Source organism: Maribacter luteocoastalis, from assembly GCF_048890225.1.
GTDB lineage: Bacteria > Bacteroidota > Bacteroidia > Flavobacteriales > Flavobacteriaceae > Maribacter > Maribacter luteocoastalis.
Genome location: NZ_JBMFZG010000001.1, coordinates 335,791 through 353,418, shown reverse-complemented (window position 1 = coordinate 353,418; position 17,628 = coordinate 335,791). Strand labels below are relative to the sequence as shown.

Below are 17,628 nucleotides of genomic sequence, written 5' to 3'. Positions count from 1 at the left end.
ATGTGGTTATTCGATAAAGATTTATGGTCAGAGATTTTTGCCACATTGGGCAAGAATATGTTTCGCACATTTTTAACCATGTTAGGGGTGATTATTGCCATGATTATTTTGGTGCTTTTATTGGGAGGGGCGAATGGTATGAGCAATGGTTTTAATAGAATTTTTGCCGGTACAGCATCAAACAGTTTGTTTATTTGGAGTCAAAGTACTTCGGAACCATATAAAGGATTTGAAAGAGGTCGTAGAATCCAATTTAAATTAGAGGATGCAGAAATTATAAAGGAACAAATTAAGGAAATAGAGGTATTGGCGCCCAGAATAGAATTAGGAAGCCATAATGGTATTTCTACTGTATACAGAAATGGTAGAACTAGTGGTTCTGGAGTTTATGGTGATTATCCAAATATCGATGACATCATGAAAAAGAAACTGGTAGAAGGCAGGTTTCTTAATATAAGTGATATGCAAGATTCTAAAAAGGTATGTGTTATAGGGGAGGAAACTTATAAGCTGCTTTTTGATAAGGGAGAAAATGCCATAGGGGAAGATGTACGTATTAATGGGGTGTTTTTTAATATAGTGGGTATTTATAGACCAAATGATAATATTCGGATCGATGGTGAAAATTCTGTTTACATTCCCTTTAGTACTTTTCAAAAAGCTTTTGGTTCTGGTGATAGAATGGGATGGATGGCCATTTCTGTTCAACCTGATACAAAGGTCCCCCTTATAGAAAGAAAAATTAAAAGCTTATTAAAGACCAAATATGACATCAATCCAATTGATGAAAGGGCGATAGGAAGTTTTGATTTATCAGAGGTCTTTAACAATGTACAGGCATTTACGGGCGTATTAAAAGGCATTTCTTTCTTTGTTGGTATTCTTACCCTCTTAGCAGGTGTTATTGCCATTAGTAACATCTTATTGATAACCGTAAAAGAGCGTACCAAGGAAATAGGAATTCGTAGGGCTTTGGGAGCAACACCTAAAGTAGTGAAACGTCAAATTGTATTGGAATCTATTGTTATTACTGTTTTTGCAGGATTCGTAGGTTTCGCGATCGCTGTAGGATTTTTGGCAATAGTCAATACTATGATAGGTGAGGATAGTAATATACCATTCTATAATTTAATGGTAAATATTCCCCAATTTTTTGTCTCGTTTGTTTTAATGATAGGCCTAAGTGTTTTAATTGGGCTTATACCGGCAAATAGGGCCATACGAATTAAGCCAATAGATGCATTACGAGAAGAATAAAACAAGAACCAAAATAGAATAAATAACAATCAAATAGTTGAGCATGAACAAGTATGTAAAATACGTATTACTGGGAATTACGGTAATTGGAATACTAGCGGCAGTAGCCTATTTTCTTAAAAAGAACAGTACTCCTTTAAAGACATATGATACGGAAGAAGTAGTCAAAAAAAATATAGTGAATAAAGTAGTGGTGACCGGCAAGGTTATTCCTGAGGATGAAATTGAAATTAAGCCACAAATCTCTGGAATTATTGAGAAAATCTATCTTGAAGAAGGTGCTAAGGTTAATGCAGGGGATTTAATTGCCGTAATTAAAGTTGTGCCTAATGAACAATCTTTAAATCAAGCTGCCGGTAGGGTTCGTAATGCGGAATTAGCTTTGAACAATGCAAAAATTGAGTTTGAAAGGAATAAGTCACTTTTTGATAAAGGAGTAATTTCTAGCCAAGATTTTAATAATCTTCAACTAACCTACAATCAAGCTGAGCAAGAACTTAAAAATTCAAGAGCTGATTATCAGATTATTAGACTAGGTTCAGCTGGGGGTTCTACAAGTGCCAACACCAATATTAGAGCTACGGTTACTGGTACTTTATTAGAAATTCCTGTTGAAGAAGGAGATCAGGTAATCCAAAGTAACAATTTTAATGATGGTACTACCATTGCCACCATTGCAGATATGTCTAAGATGATTTTTGAAGGTGAGGTAGATGAAGCCGAGGTAGGAAAGTTACAAGTAGGAATGCCTTTGGAAATTAGTATGGGTGCTTTGGAAAACGAAAAATTTAATGCAGAGCTAAAATTTATTGCACCAAAGGGCGTAGAGGAAGAAGGTGCCGTGCAGTTTAAGATAGAAGGGGATCTAGTTGTCACGGATAGCACCAATGTACGCGCGGGATATAGTGCAAATGCATCTATAGTATTAGAGGAGAAAAAGGATGTTCTTTCTATAAAGGAAGCGTTGCTGCAGTTTGATAAAGAAACGGATAAACCTTATGTAGAGGTAGAGACCGGTGAGAATGAATTTGAGAAGAAGGAACTTGTCTTAGGGGTTAGTGACGGTATTGATGTGGAAATCGTATCCGGTATAGATGAGAATGCGAAAATTAAAGTATGGAATAAGTTAGAGGCCAAAAGTGAAGATAATGGTCCAAATAGAAACTAGTATCAATCAAAATCAAATCAAAAAACGAATCATAAAACCAATAATAAATCTTTGGTTTTAAAAACACTAAAATCATGAAAGTAAAAATTACCACACTTCTTGTTTTATTCTCGGTTATGACTAGTATGGCCCAAAATAGGAAATGGACATTGCAGGAATGTGTAGCTTATGCCGTTGAAAATAATTTGACCATTGAACAGTTTGAGTTGGACTTGGAGAATGTGAAAATTGACGAAAAAGACGCTTTCGGAGATTTACTTCCAAACTTAAATGCTAGCACGTCAATGTCAAGTAATACTGGATTTTCCATTAATCCAACGAACAACCTGCCTACGAATAGTACAGCATTTAATATTAACGCAGGATTTAGTTCAAATGTAACTTTATTCGATGGTCTACGTAATATAAAGCGTGTAAATAGGGCCAAATTAGCGGCAATCTCAAGTCAGTACAGATTGGATAACTTGAAAGATGACATTCGTTTAAACGTTGCAAATGCATACTTGCAGATTTTATCAAACAAGGAGGCGCTTAAAGTATCACAAGCTCAATATGCAGTTACAGAACAGGATTTAAAACGAACTAAGGAGTTGGTGGATTCCGGTGTAGTGCCTAAAGGTGATTTATTGGACATAGAGGCTACCGCAGCCAATCAAGAACAACAAATTGTAAATAATGGGAGTTTGGTATTAATTTCAAGAATTAACCTTGCGCAGTTATTGCAGATTACGGATTATGAAAATTTTGATATCGCAGATGAATCATTTGAAATTCCACCGTCCGATATTTTAAACAATTCTGCAAAGACAATTTTTGCGAAAGCCCTGGAATTTAGAAATGATATTAAATTTTCAAAATCTAATGTGGACATTGCGGAAAAGGATTTAGAAATCGCCAAAGGTGCTTATGCTCCTACCTTATCTGGTTTTTTTCAATATGGAACAAGATATTCAGATGTTACACAAATACCAGATGCTAATGGAGTGCCATTCACACCAGATTTTTCGGACCAATTGTGGATATTTGATGGTATATCTTATGGTGCCCAATTGAATGTACCCATATTTAATGGGTGGAGCACAAGGAATAATGTAAGTCGTTCAAAAATTAACTTGGAGAAAACTAAATTACAATTTGAACAAGATAAGTTGGATTTGGAGAATACTGTTAATCAGGTATATGTAGATGTAACAACATTTTTTAAAGCGTATGAAGCGGCCGTAAAAACTTTGGAAGCAAGACGCTTGGCTTATGAATATTCTAAAGAACGTTTTGATGTTGGTTTGATGAATTCTTTCGATTTTAGTCAGGCACAAGCAAGAGTGGATAATGCCGAAGCTGATGTGGTACGAACTAAATATGCCTATATTTTCAGACTTAAAATCTTGGAGTTCTATTTTGGGATTCCCATATCACTGGACTAATTTTGTTTAGTGCTAATTAGATATTAAAAAACCTGTAAGTTCTTCACTTGCAGGTTTTTTATTTAGGGCTATTCTATATCTTTGATGTATGGGACTTTTATTAAACTTAGAAACTGCCACTACCAACTGCTCCGTTTGCCTAGCTAAAGATGGACAGATATTGACGGTTAGGGAAAACAACACACCAAACTACTCGCATGCGGAGCAACTGCATGTATTTATTAAAGAGTGTATGGAAGAGGCAGGTTATGAGCTTTCGGCACTTGACGCTATCGCAATAAGTAAAGGCCCTGGTTCCTATACGGGACTCAGAATAGGGGTGTCTGCTGCCAAAGGCTTATGTTATGCTTTGGACAAACCATTGATTTCCATTGCTACTTTAAAAAGTATGGCTTCCCAGATTGATGTAATGGAAAACGAAATCATTATACCCGTTTTGGATGCCAGAAGAATGGAAGTGTATGCGGCAATTTTTGATTCTGAATTAAATCAAATTAGGGAAACCAAGGCTGAAATTATCGAGCCTGATTCCTTTAGTGATTATTTGGAGTATCAAAAAGTCCATTTTGTAGGTAGCGGGGCAGAAAAGATTAAATCTGTGCTTAATAAAGATAATCTGGTCTATCATTCAGAAATAGTTCCATCAGCAAATGATATGGCAATCCTATCCAATGAAAAATTGAATAATAGGGATTTTGAAGATGTAGCTTATTTTGAGCCCTATTACCTAAAGGATTTTATATTGACTACCAAAAAAAAATAATTTAAAAGCTATTTTTAGCTCTGTTGTTCCTCGGTTGGTGATGCTATCATAGCATTATAAAACTCGATTAAACTAATGACATCGCCTTCTTTTTTTAGATTAAGATGGTTTGTTGTAATATATTTATATAAAGGTTTTTCATATTTTTCACCTAAGTGTTTTATGATATCCATTTGGTTCAAAGCTACCATTACTGCTGGTAAGCCTTGTTTTTTAATAAAATAAGAAGAAGTATTTACATAGTAAGCAGATTTTCTTTCTTGAAAGGAATATGAGCTTAGCTTCATCTTCTTTTCAGGCTTATAAAGCAACTGTATGTTGCCTTTGTTTAGGGGGTTGAAATAACCCATTTTTTGAATACCATTATTGGCGACTATATAATCAAAAATCATGTATGTATTCCCGTCAAATTCAGCAGAAAAACCAGGTCTTCTTAATAACTCCCTAACGGTTTCATTGTCATCTAAAAACTCTATCACTTCTTTACTTGCATTGTATCTCATCCTAGCAGTAAACCCGGATTTGTTATGAATAGTTGTTTTCCCCAATTTAAAATCGTCATCAAGAAATGGGGAGTCTTTTATTTCAATGGCAACATCACGATTATTATTCAATCCACGTATATTGAACCCAGTTACATAATCTGATCCAGCTATACTGAACCCAGCTACAAAATTGGAAGCAAAACTAAAGTCGCTATAACCTGGCGAAGGACCTAAATTAGATGCTTGGCCAAATGATAGGGAAGAACAAAGGATGGCTAAAAAAAATAATTTTCTTATGATTTCACATTTTTGGTTATATAAAATAATTATACCATTAATACAAAGATAATCAGCTATCTTCATGTGTGATTTTAGTTTCTTTATCAAAAGTATTGTGATATTCAATTAAACGAATTATGTCCTCTACTTTCTTCAAATTTAAATTGTAGTCTATTATAAACTGTTTTAAACTTTCATTCCCGTCTCCAATAATTTTAAGAATTGACCGCATGTTTAATTTAACCTCTTGTGCGGGGCTTTCCCCAGTTTTTACATAATATGCAGATATATCTTTATAATGTGGAGGGGTATAGGTATCATAGCCATTGTCTGGCTTTTCTGCTTGAATGAATGTTTTTTTAGGCTTAAAGTAGAGTTGTGTACGCCCTTCGTTTAAGGGGTTGAAATACCCTAATTTAGTTTTTTCACCTGTTTGGTATTCAACAACCTCGTATGTTTTACCATCAAATATAGCTTTGATCTGCTTTCTTCTTAGAAGTTTTCTAGCTGTCCCATTTTCGTCTAAGATTTCCACAGCATCATGAAATGCATCATATCTCATTAGAGCATCTGTCTTAGAAATGTCATTGATAAGTGTTGTCCCTTTTTTATAAAGATCATTGATATATACACTGCCATTGATAGGAACTTCTTTGATGACTATACCGGCTTGTGTATCAGTAGTAATACCATCACCGTTACCAATAGTTTGACCCTGAATAAAACCCGAAGCAAATAAGAACAAATAAATTATCTTTTTCATAACCATTGAATTTATTCAAAAAAATATAAAATAATTATCTGAATTACAAGTATTTGTGAAAAAATTAACCCTAATACTAAAATGTAGTTTGAGGTTATCCTTATAGTTAAAGAGCTTTACTTATGTCTTGACTTGATGCATCACAGTCTGCGGGAATGGTATTTCAATATCATTTTCATCAAATCTGTATTTTATTTCCTCCAAAACATAGAAGTGTGCTTTCCAAAATACATCATTATTTGCCCAAAACCTTAAAGTTAAATTTACCGAGCTATCTGCTAGTTCACCCACATATACCTCTGGTATGGGTTCTTTGAGAATGTTCTCATGGTCAGCACAGATCTGTAGTAATATGTTTTTTGCTGTTTTAATATTGGAGCCATATCCAATACCAACATCAATTTTATCCCTTCTCGTGTTTTCAGCATTATAGTTTATAATGTTGTTGTTTGATAATTGTCCGTTTGGTATTATGGCGACTTGATTTCCGAATGTATTTAGTTTGGTAGTGAAAATTGAAATCTCCTTTACTGTGCCATCCACTCCTTGGGCAGAAATAAAATCCCCAACTTTGAATGGTTTAAAAAGTAGTATGAGTACACCACCGGCAAAATTGGCAAGGGAACCTTGTAATGCCAGGCCAATTGCCAAACCTGCTGCACCAATAATAGCAACTAAGGATGAAGATTGTACGCCTAATTGTGTAATAACCAGAACAAATAATAATATTTTAAGACCAATGGATATTAGGCTTTGTAGAAAGGTTTCCAAGGATGGGTCATAATCTTTTTTTATAAAAAATTTTCGAACCATTCTATTGATAAATCGTATGATATAGGTACCTACTAAAAGAAGTACAATGGCCATAACCAGATTTGGAAGTGCATCCCAAAACCATTTTATGGCATTGTCTATATGTTCTTGATAATCTGTAAATCTTTGCATGATAACTTTTTTCTAATTTGAAGCCAACTTAGATAAACATAAGGGTTAAATCAAGAAAATTTAATTAAACAATTGTTAATGCCTAAGGTAAATTAGTATTTGAATCAAAGCTTCTTTTATTATGTGTTCATCCAAGCTCTTTTTTTAGATGGATTTGAGTGTCATAAATAGATTGTTGTTCCAAAACTATAATGTCTTATAATTGTTTAAGCACCGCTTTTGTATCTGTCACCGGAAGTCTGCAAGAACCTTCAATGCAAAGATAAATTAAGCTCTTTTCCTTTACAAAGCGGTTTTGTAACAAACCTAATTTACTTGTGTCTTTCTCAGTTCCGAGTAGTATGCTGTTGGGAATGTAAGTTTTTGCAAGTTTTTTGCCCATAGCTTTATAGTTTTTGCCAACTATGGCAATCTCATAAAAATTGTTGTTTCTATATAGTATTAAATGCAACCAATTAGCATAGTTCTGAGCATTCTGAACGAAGTTGTCCTGTACATTATTCAACATTTTATCAGACATGGCCCCATAACCTTCTGTGTGGAAAACCTTGTGTAATTTTAAAAGGTTGTTTGCCATGATAGAATTGGATGAGGAAATAACATTGTCATTTACTTCAATCGTTCTTCTTATTAATTCATCATCTAATTTGGATGTGTAGAAAAACATACTGCTAATATCATCGCGAAAATTGATAATTGTGAAGTCGGTTATTTTTTTGGCTTGGAATAGCCATTTTTCTTCAAAAGTTACTTCATAGAGTCCAATAAAGGCGTCAATTATGGTGGCATAATCATCTAAAAAGCCATTTATAGAGCTTTTTCCATTTTTATAGTTCCTAAATAATGCACCGTCGTCTTTTAACATTTTACCTGAAATAAAATCTGCATTTTTTAATGCCAATTTCAAATAGTCATCATTGCCTAAATACCTATAGGCATCAGTAAGTCCTTTTAGCATTAATCCGTTCCATGATGTTAGGATTTTATCATCTAAGCGCGGTTTATCTCTACCGTCCCTTGCTTTCTTTAATTTTTTTAAGGCATCGTTTATTTGTTCATTTATTTCTTGAGTGGACAGACTATATTTTGAAGTAATTTCTGAAATGTTGTTATCTCTAATAAGTACGTACTTGTCTTCTTCCCATAAACCATAGGAATTAATGTTGTAATAATCTTTAAATAGTCTTAGTTCATTACCTAAAGCGGAACTTAGTTCATCTTCGGTCCATACGTAAAAAGCACCTTCTTCCAATTCGCCTTTATCATTGTAGCTGTCCGCATCCAAGGATGAATAAAATCCACCATTTTTATCCATAAGCTCATTGTTAATAAATGCAATGGTTTTCTCGACCGTTTCTTTATACAATGGATTTTTTGTAACCGCGTATGCCTTACTATATAAACTGGTAAGTTGCCCATTGTCATAAAGCATTTTTTCAAAGTGGGGAACATGCCACTTCGTATCTACTGAATATCTTGAGAAACCACCATCAATTGGGTCAAAAACACCTCCATAGGCCATTCTTGTAAGCGTCGTATTGACATACTCTAGAATACTTTTATTTTTTTTAGATGTTGCATAATGAAGTAGAAAATCCAAATGGTTTGGCATCATGAATTTTGGAGCTCTTTTGTATCCGCCTAAGAAAGTATCAAAAAACGTGCTCCATTTGCCCACCGTTACATCTAGCTCATCATTGGTAAAACTTACTTCACTGGTTTTTGCTTTTACCAGATTAATTTCTTTTATGCCTTGATTTAATTTAGTGGCGTAATCCTTTACTTTTTTAGAATCTTTTGTAAATAGTTCACTTAAGGCATGCAATGCTTCATTCCATTTTTCTTTAGGTACATAGGTTGCGCCCCAGAATGGCCTACCATCTGGCAGGGCAACAATATTTAAGGGCCAACCGCCATTTCCGGTCATCAACTGTAAGGCATCCATATAAATTTGGTCTACATCGGGGCGTTCTTCGCGGTCTATTTTAATGGTAACATAATTATTGTTCATGATTTTTGCCACCGTCTCGTCTTCAAAACACTCTTTCTCCATAACATGGCACCAGTGGCACGCAGCATACCCAATGCTTATAAGTAGAGGTTTATTTTCATTTTTAGCTCTTTCTAAAACCAAAGGATTCCAGGCTTCCCAATTAACAGGATTGTGGGCATGTTGTAATAAATAAGGACTGGTCTCATTAATTAGCGCATTAGTGTATTTGTGCTCCATAGTTGTTTGTTTGTCGTTAGCGTTAAAGGAAAAGCAAAAACCAAAAAGGAAATGAAATTCGGAGAATTCACCTTATTTTGCGTATGAACAAAAAAAGCGCCCTGAAGGCGCTTTAATATGTAAGGGTCCGAAATTATTTTACTTCGAAAGTAATTTTAACGTTGACCCTAAAGTTGACCATTTTGCCGTCTTCTACAGTTGCACTTTGTTCGTTGATGTATACAGAACGTATGTTTTTTACTGATTTAGAGGCTTGACTTACAGCATTGCTTGCTGCATCTTCCCAACTCTTTTCTGAATTTGCTAAGACTTCGATTACTTTTAATACTGCCATAATTAGTGTTTTTGTTTTCCTACAAAATACAAAAATTAAAGCGCAATAAAAACCTAGTATTGGGATTTATCCGTTTATAGCTACTACCTCATTTACTTTGTCCCCCATCATATTCTTAAGCATGGTCTCTATGCCATTTTTTAATGTAAAAGTTGAGGAAGGGCATCCACTACAGGCTCCTTGTAATACAACATTCACCGTACGGGTCTCTTCTTCATAGGATTTAAAAAGAATGTTGCCGCCATCACTAGCTACTGCTGGTTTTACATATTCGTCTAATATGGCTATAATTTCCTTAGAGGTGTCATCGTATTCTATTTTAGTTTCCGATTGTCCAATTTCGGTTTGCACAACTTTACCAACTGCTGTGGCATTATCCAAAACTATATCTTTGCCATCCGCTATGAAACTGCGTATTAACTCACGTAATTCCATGGTAATATCATCCCATTCCGCTACTTCATATTTGGAAACAGAAACATAGTTTTCATCTATAAATACTTGTTTTACAAAAGGAAATTGAAATAAGGCCATTGCTAATGGCGCATTTCTTGCTTCATCAATATTTTTAAACTCATAGGTAGAACCCACGATTTTTTTGCTAGCCACAAACTTCATTGTAGAAGGGTTGGGTGTTACCTCTGCATAAACAGTAACCGCAATAGGCTTGTCCGTGTCCTCCTCAATTACAATAGGTTCACCTACATTTAAATACTCAACTAGCTGTTGTGCCACTTCGTCTTTTACGTCTTCCCATTCTACAATGTCATAACGCTCAAGACCAATAAAATTTCCGGAAACATAGACAGTTTTTATAAAAGGGAGGTAAAATAATTGCTGTGCCAAAGGTGAATTTTTAGCCTCATCAATATTTTTGAACTCATAATTTTTTCTATGTACTAATATATGATTGGTTTCAAATTTTAATATATTAGGATTGTTTGTTTTGACTACGGTAATAGAATACTCTTTCATCTTCAAAAATTTTCAACAAAAATACAAAGGAAATCTAAGTAAAAGGCTATATAATAATGTTACTGTAATGTCGTTATACTTTATATTTAGCACATTTTTGAATTTGTAGCCTCATTTCCCAATATGAAATTAAAGCTGTTTTTGGTGTTTTCATTCCTTGTTTTTGGACTAAAGTCCTATGCACAGGAAGGGATTCCAGTATATTTTGATTATTTATCGGATAACTATTATTTGGTTTACCCATCTATGGCAGGAATTGGTCAAGGAGGTAAAATTAGGGCTACAGCAAGAAAGCAATGGTTTGATGTAGATGATGCTCCTAGCCTACAGACCATAAATGCACATTTTAGATTGGGTGATAGTCCAAGCGGTATTGGAGCCATAGTTTTTAATGACGCCAATGGTTATCATTCGCAAACAGGTTTAAAAATGACTTACGCGCATCACTTAAGAATGGGTGGTGATGATATAAGGGTACTTAACCAATTATCTTTTGGATTAAGTGGGACAATTTTGCAAAGTAGTTTAGATGAAACCGATTTTAGGTCGGTAATTCCAGATCCATCTGTTTCAGGTATTAAATTGAGTGCGTCTTATTTTAATGTGGATTTAGGGCTCTCTTATAATTATATGGAGTTTTATGCTCATTTTGCAGTTACCAATGCGTTAACAGGAAGTCAGCGTAATGTGTATTATAGGGATAGACAGGACAACCCCGATCAGTTGGTCATAGATAATATTCGGCGATATTTAGTTTCTGGTGGATACGTTTTCGGGAAGAGTGAATGGCAAGTTGAACCATCAGTCCTGTTTCAGTTTACCGAGTTTACCCGTGAAAAAACTTTAGATGTGAACGCCAAACTTTATAAAGATGTAGATTTTGGTCGTGTCTGGGGCGGACTTTCTTATAGAAGAAGTTTTGATGGTGCCCAATACCAAACTTCCACAGGATTTGGTGAGCAGCGTTTGCAGCTTATTACACCAATTATTGGGGCGAACATTAAAAATTTCTTGGTGTCCTATAATTATTCTTACCAAATGGGAGATATCAGATTTGATAATGGAGGTTTTCACCAAATAACAATTGGGTATGATTTTGGACAAACAGAGCGTAAATACGATTGCTATTGTCCGGCAGCACAATAAAAAAGGTCTTCCCTTAAAAGAAAAGACCTTTCATAAAACACTTTTATTTCCAGATATAATTTTTTGCTGAAGCTTGTCTTTTTATAGCTTTTAACATGGCACTTTCTAATTCGCCATTGTTTTCTTCAGATTTATTTTTAGCTATGTAAGCTTCCCTTTTTCTATTCAATTCTTGAATTTCATTTTGTATCTCATTTCTTTCAGTGGCTTTATTGGTAATAAAAGATTCAATTTCCTTTTTAGACTTACCTTTTAATTCCTTTGGAAGCGCTTCAGGTTTAATTTCAGAGACATCGAAATCTTTCTCTTTTGATGCGTCTACCAAGTCCCAATGCTTATTGTTATACAGCCTAGAGCTTTTGCTCACCGCTCTTTTAACCGCTACAACCTCTTCCAAAGCCATAGCGTTATCGTCTTGGGTTATTTGCATTTCCATTTTTGTTATTCCTAAGGAACCATAGGAGATATAAGTTTTGTTAAGTTTAGAGTTCAACTTTATGATTATATCATCATACGGAGTGCTGATTTGAACCACTTCCCTATTATGGTCAATGGCCATATATTCGCCAGCTGTTAGTCTAGCACCTTCTTTCCAATGGGTCTGAATCCCCTCTTCATAACCGCCACAATAAATGGTATTTACAATTACATTTTTTTCCTTGGCATTGGTTGCGGCATCTTTAAAATTTAAGTGTCCTTGGTCAAAAGGTTCATTTCCGGCAATGAATATCATTTTCAGATTATCTGGATTTTTGCCCCAATCCAGTTGGTTTAAGGAAGTTTGAATTACCTGCCCGCAATATTCCTCACCCCCATTGGTAGAGAGAGAAAATAGCTTTTCAGATATTTCATCCAAATCGTTCGAAAAGTTTAATACCTGTTGTATATATCCTTCTCTAGAGGATAAATGGTCATTACCATATTGGTAAATGGCTATCTGTAACTCTGGTCTAATTTTATTTTGACATTCAGCATTGGTAAACTCATTTACAATATCCCATAATTGAGATTTGGCTTGGTTTATAAGTCCGTCCATACTGTTACTTGTATCCAAAAGTAACGCGATTTTTACGGTGTTGTTTTTCGATTTTTCTAACGGAGGTATTCTCTTTGTAATTATAGTTTCTTTTTTGGAATTTGCTTTTAGCTCGTAGCTGTTAAAGAAGTATAAGGCTATTGTTAGTAGTCCAATTGTTATTGATTTTAGACTTAGTTTCATATCGCTATTTTTTAATATTTCGCTATAAAACTGAGTTTAAACTTCTTTATAATAAAACAGTTTTGAGGGAAATGTTCGTTTTGATGAGTAAAGTGGTACTTTGACTTTGCCAAGTCCGTAATTAGCTGTTTTAAAAATTATCTTGGATAGATTTTGCATTTTTTGTTGACATATTATTCAACTAAGTTTACAGTAGTTATGAATATATACAGACAGATTGTTTACACATTGGCCATAATGTTTCTTGGCCTTCATTTCTGTTTTTCACAAAATAGAAATGAACAGGTCGCTTTTGTCTTAAAGGGAAATGTAGAAGAAAAAAGCTCATTAAAACCAATTTCGGGTGTTTACGTTTCTACTTCTTCTGGAGAAAATACCCTTACTGATGGACTTGGGGAATTTAGGATACGTGCAAAAATAGGAGATGAATTAATAGTTGAACATGCTAATTTTGAAACTGTACGGTATCTCATTAGAAGCAAGGAAGATGTAAAGGTTCAGGTTGAGGATTTTGAGTGGGGTAACAAAAAAAAATCCAGTCCATCTGTTTTAAACAGAAGGGCCAACTTACATCAGTCCATGTTGGATTCCGCGCAAATTTTTAAGTATACCGATATTGCAAAAAGCATTGATTATGTTGCAAAGTCTATTACATATTTAGAAAGTTCAGGAAATAAAATAGAATTTGCCAAGTCATTAACAACTTTAGGCGAAATATACCTATATCATAAGCAATATGATTTGGCAATAGATAATTTTAACGATGCCATAAAAGCACATAAGACCATAGCTACTTCTTTACTTTTGGCCCAAACCCTAATTTTAAATAAATCATATAAAGATGCCGAAGAGGTATTGGAACCGATCCAAGATCTTAAAAGTATGTTGCCCGATCAACGGGTAACCTTATACGAGTTGCTGGGAGATGCCAAAAGAGGTGAGAACGCCACGCAGGATGCGATAACTTATTACAATGCAGGATTACAGGTTGCGACAAAGAATCAGTTGACGTCTAAAATGACTGACCTAAACTCCAAGATTGCAGATGCTTATGCGCAAAGTAATCAGTTGGTGGAAGCAGAAGTGTATTATGATAATTCGGTACAATTGGCCAATCAACTTGCCCCTAAGCGAGCGCTGCAGGAAAAGGAAAAAGTTGCTGATTTCTATAATAAAAAGAGTCAATATAAAGAAGAGATAGCCATTCGGAAAAATAGCTTGGAAGAACTTGGAAACCTGAATACATCAAAACAAGACAATACGATTTTGGGGTTGGGAGATACCATTACCAGACAAAGAATTAACTATAAAATTGCTAATGCCTACATTGCCCAGGATAAATATAATGAGGCCATCCCGTATCTAGAACGGAGTATTGTAGAGGCTGATTCTGAAGATGACCTGGTGGTGCAGAAAGATGCTACTCGTAAATTGTCTGAAGTCTACGAATTTAAAGGTGATAATAACAAGGCATTGGCCACGTATCAAGAATACGTAACCTTGGTAGATACCTTATACGTTCGTAAAGAACAAGAGATTTCTAGGGCAGCACGTTTTAATAGGGAAATCGCAACAACACAAAGTAGAATTACCGGTCTGGAACAAGAGCGGGAACTTACGCAAAGCAAATATGACTTGGCCTTAACGGAGCAGGAGCTTGCAGAGGAAAGTTACAAGAGGCAGCGTTGGGTCATTTATTCGCTTGTTTTTGGTTTATTGTTGACGGGTTTGGCAGCTTTCTTTTTTTATAGGAGCAACCAACAACAGAAATTGGCGAATAATTTGTTGGCATTAAAATCGCTGCGTTCGCAAATGAATCCCCATTTTATTTTCAATGCCTTAAATTCTGTAAATAATTTTATCTCCAAGAACGATGAACGAAGCGCGAATAGATATCTAAGCGATTTCTCTACATTGATGAGGTCGGTTTTGGAGAATTCAGAAGAGGATTTTATACCCTTATCCAAAGAGCTGGAATTGTTGGAGCTATACGTGAAATTAGAGCACTCTAGATTTCCAGATAAGTTTGAATATAAGATTCATATCGACGATAAAATTGACATAGCGTCTTTTCAAATTCCACCTATGTTATTACAGCCTTATATTGAAAATGCCATTTGGCATGGACTTAGATATAAAGATGAAAAAGGACTATTGCAGATCGATTTGAAACCCGTTGGCGATGATGCCCTTGAAATCACCATCACAGACAATGGTATTGGCAGAACCAAATCTGCGGCACTAAAGACCAAAAATCAGCAACTACAAAAGTCAAAGGGTATGGGCATTATTAAAAAAAGGGTTGCCATTTTAAATACTATGTATACCGATAAGGTAGATGTGGAAATTGCTGATTTAAAATCGGATGGCAGCGGTACCAAGGTGCTTTTCACAATAAAAAGAGACAAATGAATTTAAATGCGATTATTATAGAGGACGAAGCTAATAGTAGGGAAATCTTGTCCAATTATATAAATAAGTACTGTCCACAAGTGAATCTTTTGGGAGAAGCTTCATCAATAAGTGAAGGTTTAGAGCTTATTAATGGAAACGAGCTCGATTTAATTTTTTTAGATGTGGAAATGCCTTTTGGAAATGCCTTTGATTTGTTGGAGCAAGTACCAGACCGCACTTTTGAAACCGTTTTTGTGACTGCCTATGACCAATATGCAAAAGATGCACTAAACCATCATGCCGCCTATTATTTGACCAAGCCCATCAATATTGATGAACTCATTAACGCTGTAGATTATGTGTCAGAAGTAAGGACTAAAGAAGACAAACTTCAGGAACAAGTGTTAAATACAAATGCTAAAAGTGTAAAAGGCAAACTTACATTGCCCCAACAAGACGGTTTTCAAGTACTAAATGTAACGGATATACTGTACTGTAAAGCGGATGATAACTATACCGAAATTTTCCTGGAGAATAAAAAAATATTGGTAAGTAAAACACTGAAGTATTTTGAAGAGGCACTGGTAGAATTTCCTTTCGCAAGAATACATAAATCTTACCTTGTTAATGTAAACGAGATTGTAAAGTATAGGAAAGGCAAAGGAGGAAGCGTGGTCATATCAAATGGCAAAGAACTTTTGGTGTCAGCTTCCAAGAAAAAAGAGTTATTATCCTTTTTTGAATAATTGGTAAAGTTTTAGATATGATAAAAGCAGTTAGAGGGTTATCCCCAAAAATAGGGGAGGATTGTTTTATAGCAGAAAATGCCACTGTAGTTGGTGAGGTTGAAATGGGAAATCAATGTAGTGTTTGGTTTAACGCTGTACTTAGGGGCGATGTTCACTATATCAAAATGGGGAATAAAGTGAACGTGCAGGACGGTGCCGTTATTCATTGTACCTATAAAAAGTCGCCTACTACCATTGGAAATAATGTTTCTATTGGACATAATGCCATAGTGCATGGCTGTACCATAAAAGATAATGTACTTGTTGGTATGGGAAGTATTATAATGGATGATTGTATTGTGGAAAGCAATAGTATTATTGCCGCTGGTGCAGTAGTGACGAAAGGAACCCATGTGCCTTCAGGAACTATATTTGCAGGGATGCCGGCAAAAAAGATAAAAGATATTAGCTCAGAATTAAGCACAGGCGAAATTAACCGAATTGCAGAGGCTTATATCATGTATTCTGGATGGTTTAAAAAGGAAGAATAATAACTTCATATTCTAAAAATTGCGTTTACATACAATATACTTATTTTTGCCCCACTTAAATTAAAGAAAATGAACGCATATATATTCCCCGGTCAAGGTGCTCAATTTGTTGGAATGGGACTTGATCTCTACGAAAAATTTCCAATCGCCAAAGATATGTTTCAAACCGCAAACGAAATTCTTGGTTTTGATATTACTGATGTAATGTTCAATGGTACCCCAGAAGGATTAAAGGAAACCAAGGTAACACAACCAGCAATTTTTTTGCACTCTGTAGTTATGGGCAAAGTAATGGGCAATGCCTTTAAGCCAGATATGGTAGCTGGTCATTCATTGGGTGAATTCTCAGCATTGGTTGGCAATGAAGCATTAAGTTTTGAAGATGGATTAAAGTTGGTCTCTCAAAGGGCCTTAGCTATGCAAAAGGCATGTGAGTTGAAACCTAGCACCATGGCGGCCGTTCTTGGTTTGGATGATGAATTGGTTGAGAAAATTTGCGAGGAAACCGAGGGTATCGTAGTTGCGGCAAACTATAATTGCCCAGGACAATTGGTGATTTCGGGAGAAATAGATGCCATTAACTTGGCTTGTGAAAAAATGAAAGAGGCAGGGGCCAGAAGGGCATTGGTACTTCCTGTAGGTGGTGCTTTTCATTCTCCTTTAATGGAACCTGCAAGGGAAGAATTGGCAGCTGCCATTGAAAATACCATTTTTAGTGCTCCTGTCTGCCCAATCTATCAAAATGTAACTACAACTCCTGTAGTAGATGCTAATGAAATCAAGAAAAATTTGATGTTACAGCTTACAGCACCCGTGAAATGGACGCAAAGTGTCCGTAATATGGTGAAAGATGGTGCCTTGGTATTTACCGAGATTGGGCCAGGAAAGGTGTTGCAAGGTTTGGTAAAAAAAATTGAACCTACAGCAGAAACAAATTCGCCAGTAATAGAATAATTGGTGTTTTGCA

At 35.3% G+C, this 17,628-nt stretch carries 16 protein-coding genes; 9 read left to right on the top strand and 7 right to left on the bottom strand.

The window, feature by feature from the left end; genetic code table 11:
• From ACOCEA_RS01530 to tsaB, 4 genes are all read left to right on the top strand, one after another.
• Window positions 1-1,257: an ABC transporter permease gene (locus ACOCEA_RS01530; RefSeq protein WP_420754430.1), complete on the top strand. Its 1,257-nt coding sequence runs from the start codon at window positions 1-3 to the stop codon at window positions 1,255-1,257.
• A 43-nt stretch (window positions 1,258-1,300) separates the two neighbouring features.
• Window positions 1,301-2,425: an efflux RND transporter periplasmic adaptor subunit gene (locus ACOCEA_RS01525; RefSeq protein ID WP_420754429.1), complete on the top strand. Its 1,125-nt coding sequence runs from the start codon at window positions 1,301-1,303 to the stop codon at window positions 2,423-2,425.
• Between the two features lie 74 nt (window positions 2,426-2,499).
• Window positions 2,500-3,849 (top strand): TolC family protein, encoded by a 1,350-nt coding sequence (locus tag ACOCEA_RS01520; protein WP_420754428.1) that lies wholly within the window; start codon window positions 2,500-2,502, stop codon window positions 3,847-3,849.
• Window positions 3,850-3,937: 88 nt separating this feature from the next.
• Window positions 3,938-4,612, top strand: a complete 675-nt coding sequence (tsaB, locus tag ACOCEA_RS01515) for a tRNA (adenosine(37)-N6)-threonylcarbamoyltransferase complex dimerization subunit type 1 TsaB (protein ID WP_420754427.1) — start codon at window positions 3,938-3,940, stop codon at window positions 4,610-4,612.
• 14 nt (window positions 4,613-4,626) lie between these two features.
• Here the strand turns inward: tsaB and ACOCEA_RS01510 are convergent, their stop codons facing one another.
• The 6 genes from ACOCEA_RS01510 to ACOCEA_RS01485 all read right to left on the bottom strand — a co-directional run bounded on the left by ACOCEA_RS01510 (window position 4,627) and on the right by ACOCEA_RS01485 (window position 10,623).
• Entirely contained in the window at window positions 4,627-5,460 is an 834-nt protein-coding gene (locus tag ACOCEA_RS01510; protein ID WP_420754426.1) for a hypothetical protein, read from the bottom strand.
• On the bottom strand, window positions 5,447-6,139 hold the full coding sequence (locus ACOCEA_RS01505; protein WP_420754425.1) for a hypothetical protein: 693 nt from the start codon (window positions 6,137-6,139) through the stop codon (window positions 5,447-5,449). The genes ACOCEA_RS01510 and ACOCEA_RS01505 overlap by 14 nt, the downstream gene beginning before the upstream one ends.
• Window positions 6,140-6,259: 120 nt before the next feature.
• On the bottom strand, window positions 6,260-7,084 hold the full coding sequence (locus ACOCEA_RS01500) for a mechanosensitive ion channel family protein (protein WP_420754424.1): 825 nt from the start codon (window positions 7,082-7,084) through the stop codon (window positions 6,260-6,262).
• Between the two features lie 196 nt (window positions 7,085-7,280).
• Entirely contained in the window at window positions 7,281-9,314 is a 2,034-nt protein-coding gene (locus ACOCEA_RS01495) for a thioredoxin domain-containing protein (RefSeq protein ID WP_420754423.1), read from the bottom strand.
• A gap of 133 nt (window positions 9,315-9,447) precedes the next feature.
• Window positions 9,448-9,648, bottom strand: a complete 201-nt coding sequence (locus tag ACOCEA_RS01490; RefSeq protein WP_420754422.1) for a dodecin family protein — start codon at window positions 9,646-9,648, stop codon at window positions 9,448-9,450.
• A gap of 66 nt (window positions 9,649-9,714) precedes the next feature.
• Window positions 9,715-10,623 carry a NifU family protein gene (locus ACOCEA_RS01485; RefSeq protein ID WP_420754421.1) on the bottom strand — a complete coding sequence of 303 codons (909 nt, stop codon included), beginning with the start codon at window positions 10,621-10,623 and terminating at the stop codon, window positions 9,715-9,717.
• A gap of 123 nt (window positions 10,624-10,746) precedes the next feature.
• On the opposite strand from ACOCEA_RS01485, the gene ACOCEA_RS01480 reads away from it, so the two are divergent.
• Window positions 10,747-11,769: a PorP/SprF family type IX secretion system membrane protein gene (locus ACOCEA_RS01480; protein WP_420754420.1), complete on the top strand. Its 1,023-nt coding sequence runs from the start codon at window positions 10,747-10,749 to the stop codon at window positions 11,767-11,769.
• A 43-nt stretch (window positions 11,770-11,812) separates the two neighbouring features.
• On the opposite strand, the gene ACOCEA_RS01475 is transcribed toward ACOCEA_RS01480, so the two are convergent.
• Window positions 11,813-12,988, bottom strand: coding sequence for a vWA domain-containing protein (locus ACOCEA_RS01475; protein WP_420754419.1), 1,176 nt, complete (start codon window positions 12,986-12,988; stop codon window positions 11,813-11,815).
• A gap of 198 nt (window positions 12,989-13,186) precedes the next feature.
• Between ACOCEA_RS01475 and ACOCEA_RS01470 the strand changes: the two genes are divergently transcribed.
• From ACOCEA_RS01470 to fabD, 4 genes are all read left to right on the top strand, one after another.
• The gene (locus ACOCEA_RS01470; protein WP_420754418.1) at window positions 13,187-15,400 is read left to right on the top strand and encodes a tetratricopeptide repeat-containing sensor histidine kinase; all 2,214 of its coding nucleotides are present in this window, start codon (window positions 13,187-13,189) and stop codon (window positions 15,398-15,400) included.
• Window positions 15,397-16,128: a LytR/AlgR family response regulator transcription factor gene (locus ACOCEA_RS01465; protein ID WP_420754417.1), complete on the top strand. Its 732-nt coding sequence runs from the start codon at window positions 15,397-15,399 to the stop codon at window positions 16,126-16,128. Before ACOCEA_RS01470 ends, ACOCEA_RS01465 begins: the two co-directional genes overlap by 4 nt.
• 17 nt (window positions 16,129-16,145) lie before the next feature.
• On the top strand, window positions 16,146-16,661 hold the full coding sequence (locus ACOCEA_RS01460) for a gamma carbonic anhydrase family protein (RefSeq protein WP_420754416.1): 516 nt from the start codon (window positions 16,146-16,148) through the stop codon (window positions 16,659-16,661).
• Between the two features lie 69 nt (window positions 16,662-16,730).
• Entirely contained in the window at window positions 16,731-17,615 is an 885-nt protein-coding gene (gene fabD, locus ACOCEA_RS01455; protein WP_420754415.1) for an ACP S-malonyltransferase, read from the top strand.
• The last annotated feature ends 13 nt before the right edge of the window (window positions 17,616-17,628 follow it).

Excerpts from the sequence above, each read along its gene's own strand:
- ACOCEA_RS01530 (WP_420754430.1), top strand. The coding sequence starts at position 1 with ATGTGGTTATTCGATAAAGATTTATGGTCAGAGATTTTTGCCACATTG.
- ACOCEA_RS01525 (WP_420754429.1), top strand. The coding sequence starts at position 1,301 with ATGAACAAGTATGTAAAATACGTATTACTGGGAATTACGGTAATTGGA.
- ACOCEA_RS01520 (WP_420754428.1), top strand. The coding sequence starts at position 2,500 with ATGAAAGTAAAAATTACCACACTTCTTGTTTTATTCTCGGTTATGACT.
- tsaB (WP_420754427.1), top strand. The coding sequence starts at position 3,938 with ATGGGACTTTTATTAAACTTAGAAACTGCCACTACCAACTGCTCCGTT.
- ACOCEA_RS01510 (WP_420754426.1), bottom strand. The coding sequence starts at position 5,460 with ATGAAGATAGCTGATTATCTTTGTATTAATGGTATAATTATTTTATAT.
- ACOCEA_RS01505 (WP_420754425.1), bottom strand. The coding sequence starts at position 6,139 with ATGAAAAAGATAATTTATTTGTTCTTATTTGCTTCGGGTTTTATTCAG.
- ACOCEA_RS01500 (WP_420754424.1), bottom strand. The coding sequence starts at position 7,084 with ATGCAAAGATTTACAGATTATCAAGAACATATAGACAATGCCATAAAA.
- ACOCEA_RS01495 (WP_420754423.1), bottom strand. The coding sequence starts at position 9,314 with ATGGAGCACAAATACACTAATGCGCTAATTAATGAGACCAGTCCTTAT.
- ACOCEA_RS01490 (WP_420754422.1), bottom strand. The coding sequence starts at position 9,648 with ATGGCAGTATTAAAAGTAATCGAAGTCTTAGCAAATTCAGAAAAGAGT.
- ACOCEA_RS01485 (WP_420754421.1), bottom strand. The coding sequence starts at position 10,623 with ATGAAAGAGTATTCTATTACCGTAGTCAAAACAAACAATCCTAATATA.
- ACOCEA_RS01480 (WP_420754420.1), top strand. The coding sequence starts at position 10,747 with ATGAAATTAAAGCTGTTTTTGGTGTTTTCATTCCTTGTTTTTGGACTA.
- ACOCEA_RS01475 (WP_420754419.1), bottom strand. The coding sequence starts at position 12,988 with ATGAAACTAAGTCTAAAATCAATAACAATTGGACTACTAACAATAGCC.
- ACOCEA_RS01470 (WP_420754418.1), top strand. The coding sequence starts at position 13,187 with ATGAATATATACAGACAGATTGTTTACACATTGGCCATAATGTTTCTT.
- ACOCEA_RS01465 (WP_420754417.1), top strand. The coding sequence starts at position 15,397 with ATGAATTTAAATGCGATTATTATAGAGGACGAAGCTAATAGTAGGGAA.
- ACOCEA_RS01460 (WP_420754416.1), top strand. The coding sequence starts at position 16,146 with ATGATAAAAGCAGTTAGAGGGTTATCCCCAAAAATAGGGGAGGATTGT.
- fabD (WP_420754415.1), top strand. The coding sequence starts at position 16,731 with ATGAACGCATATATATTCCCCGGTCAAGGTGCTCAATTTGTTGGAATG.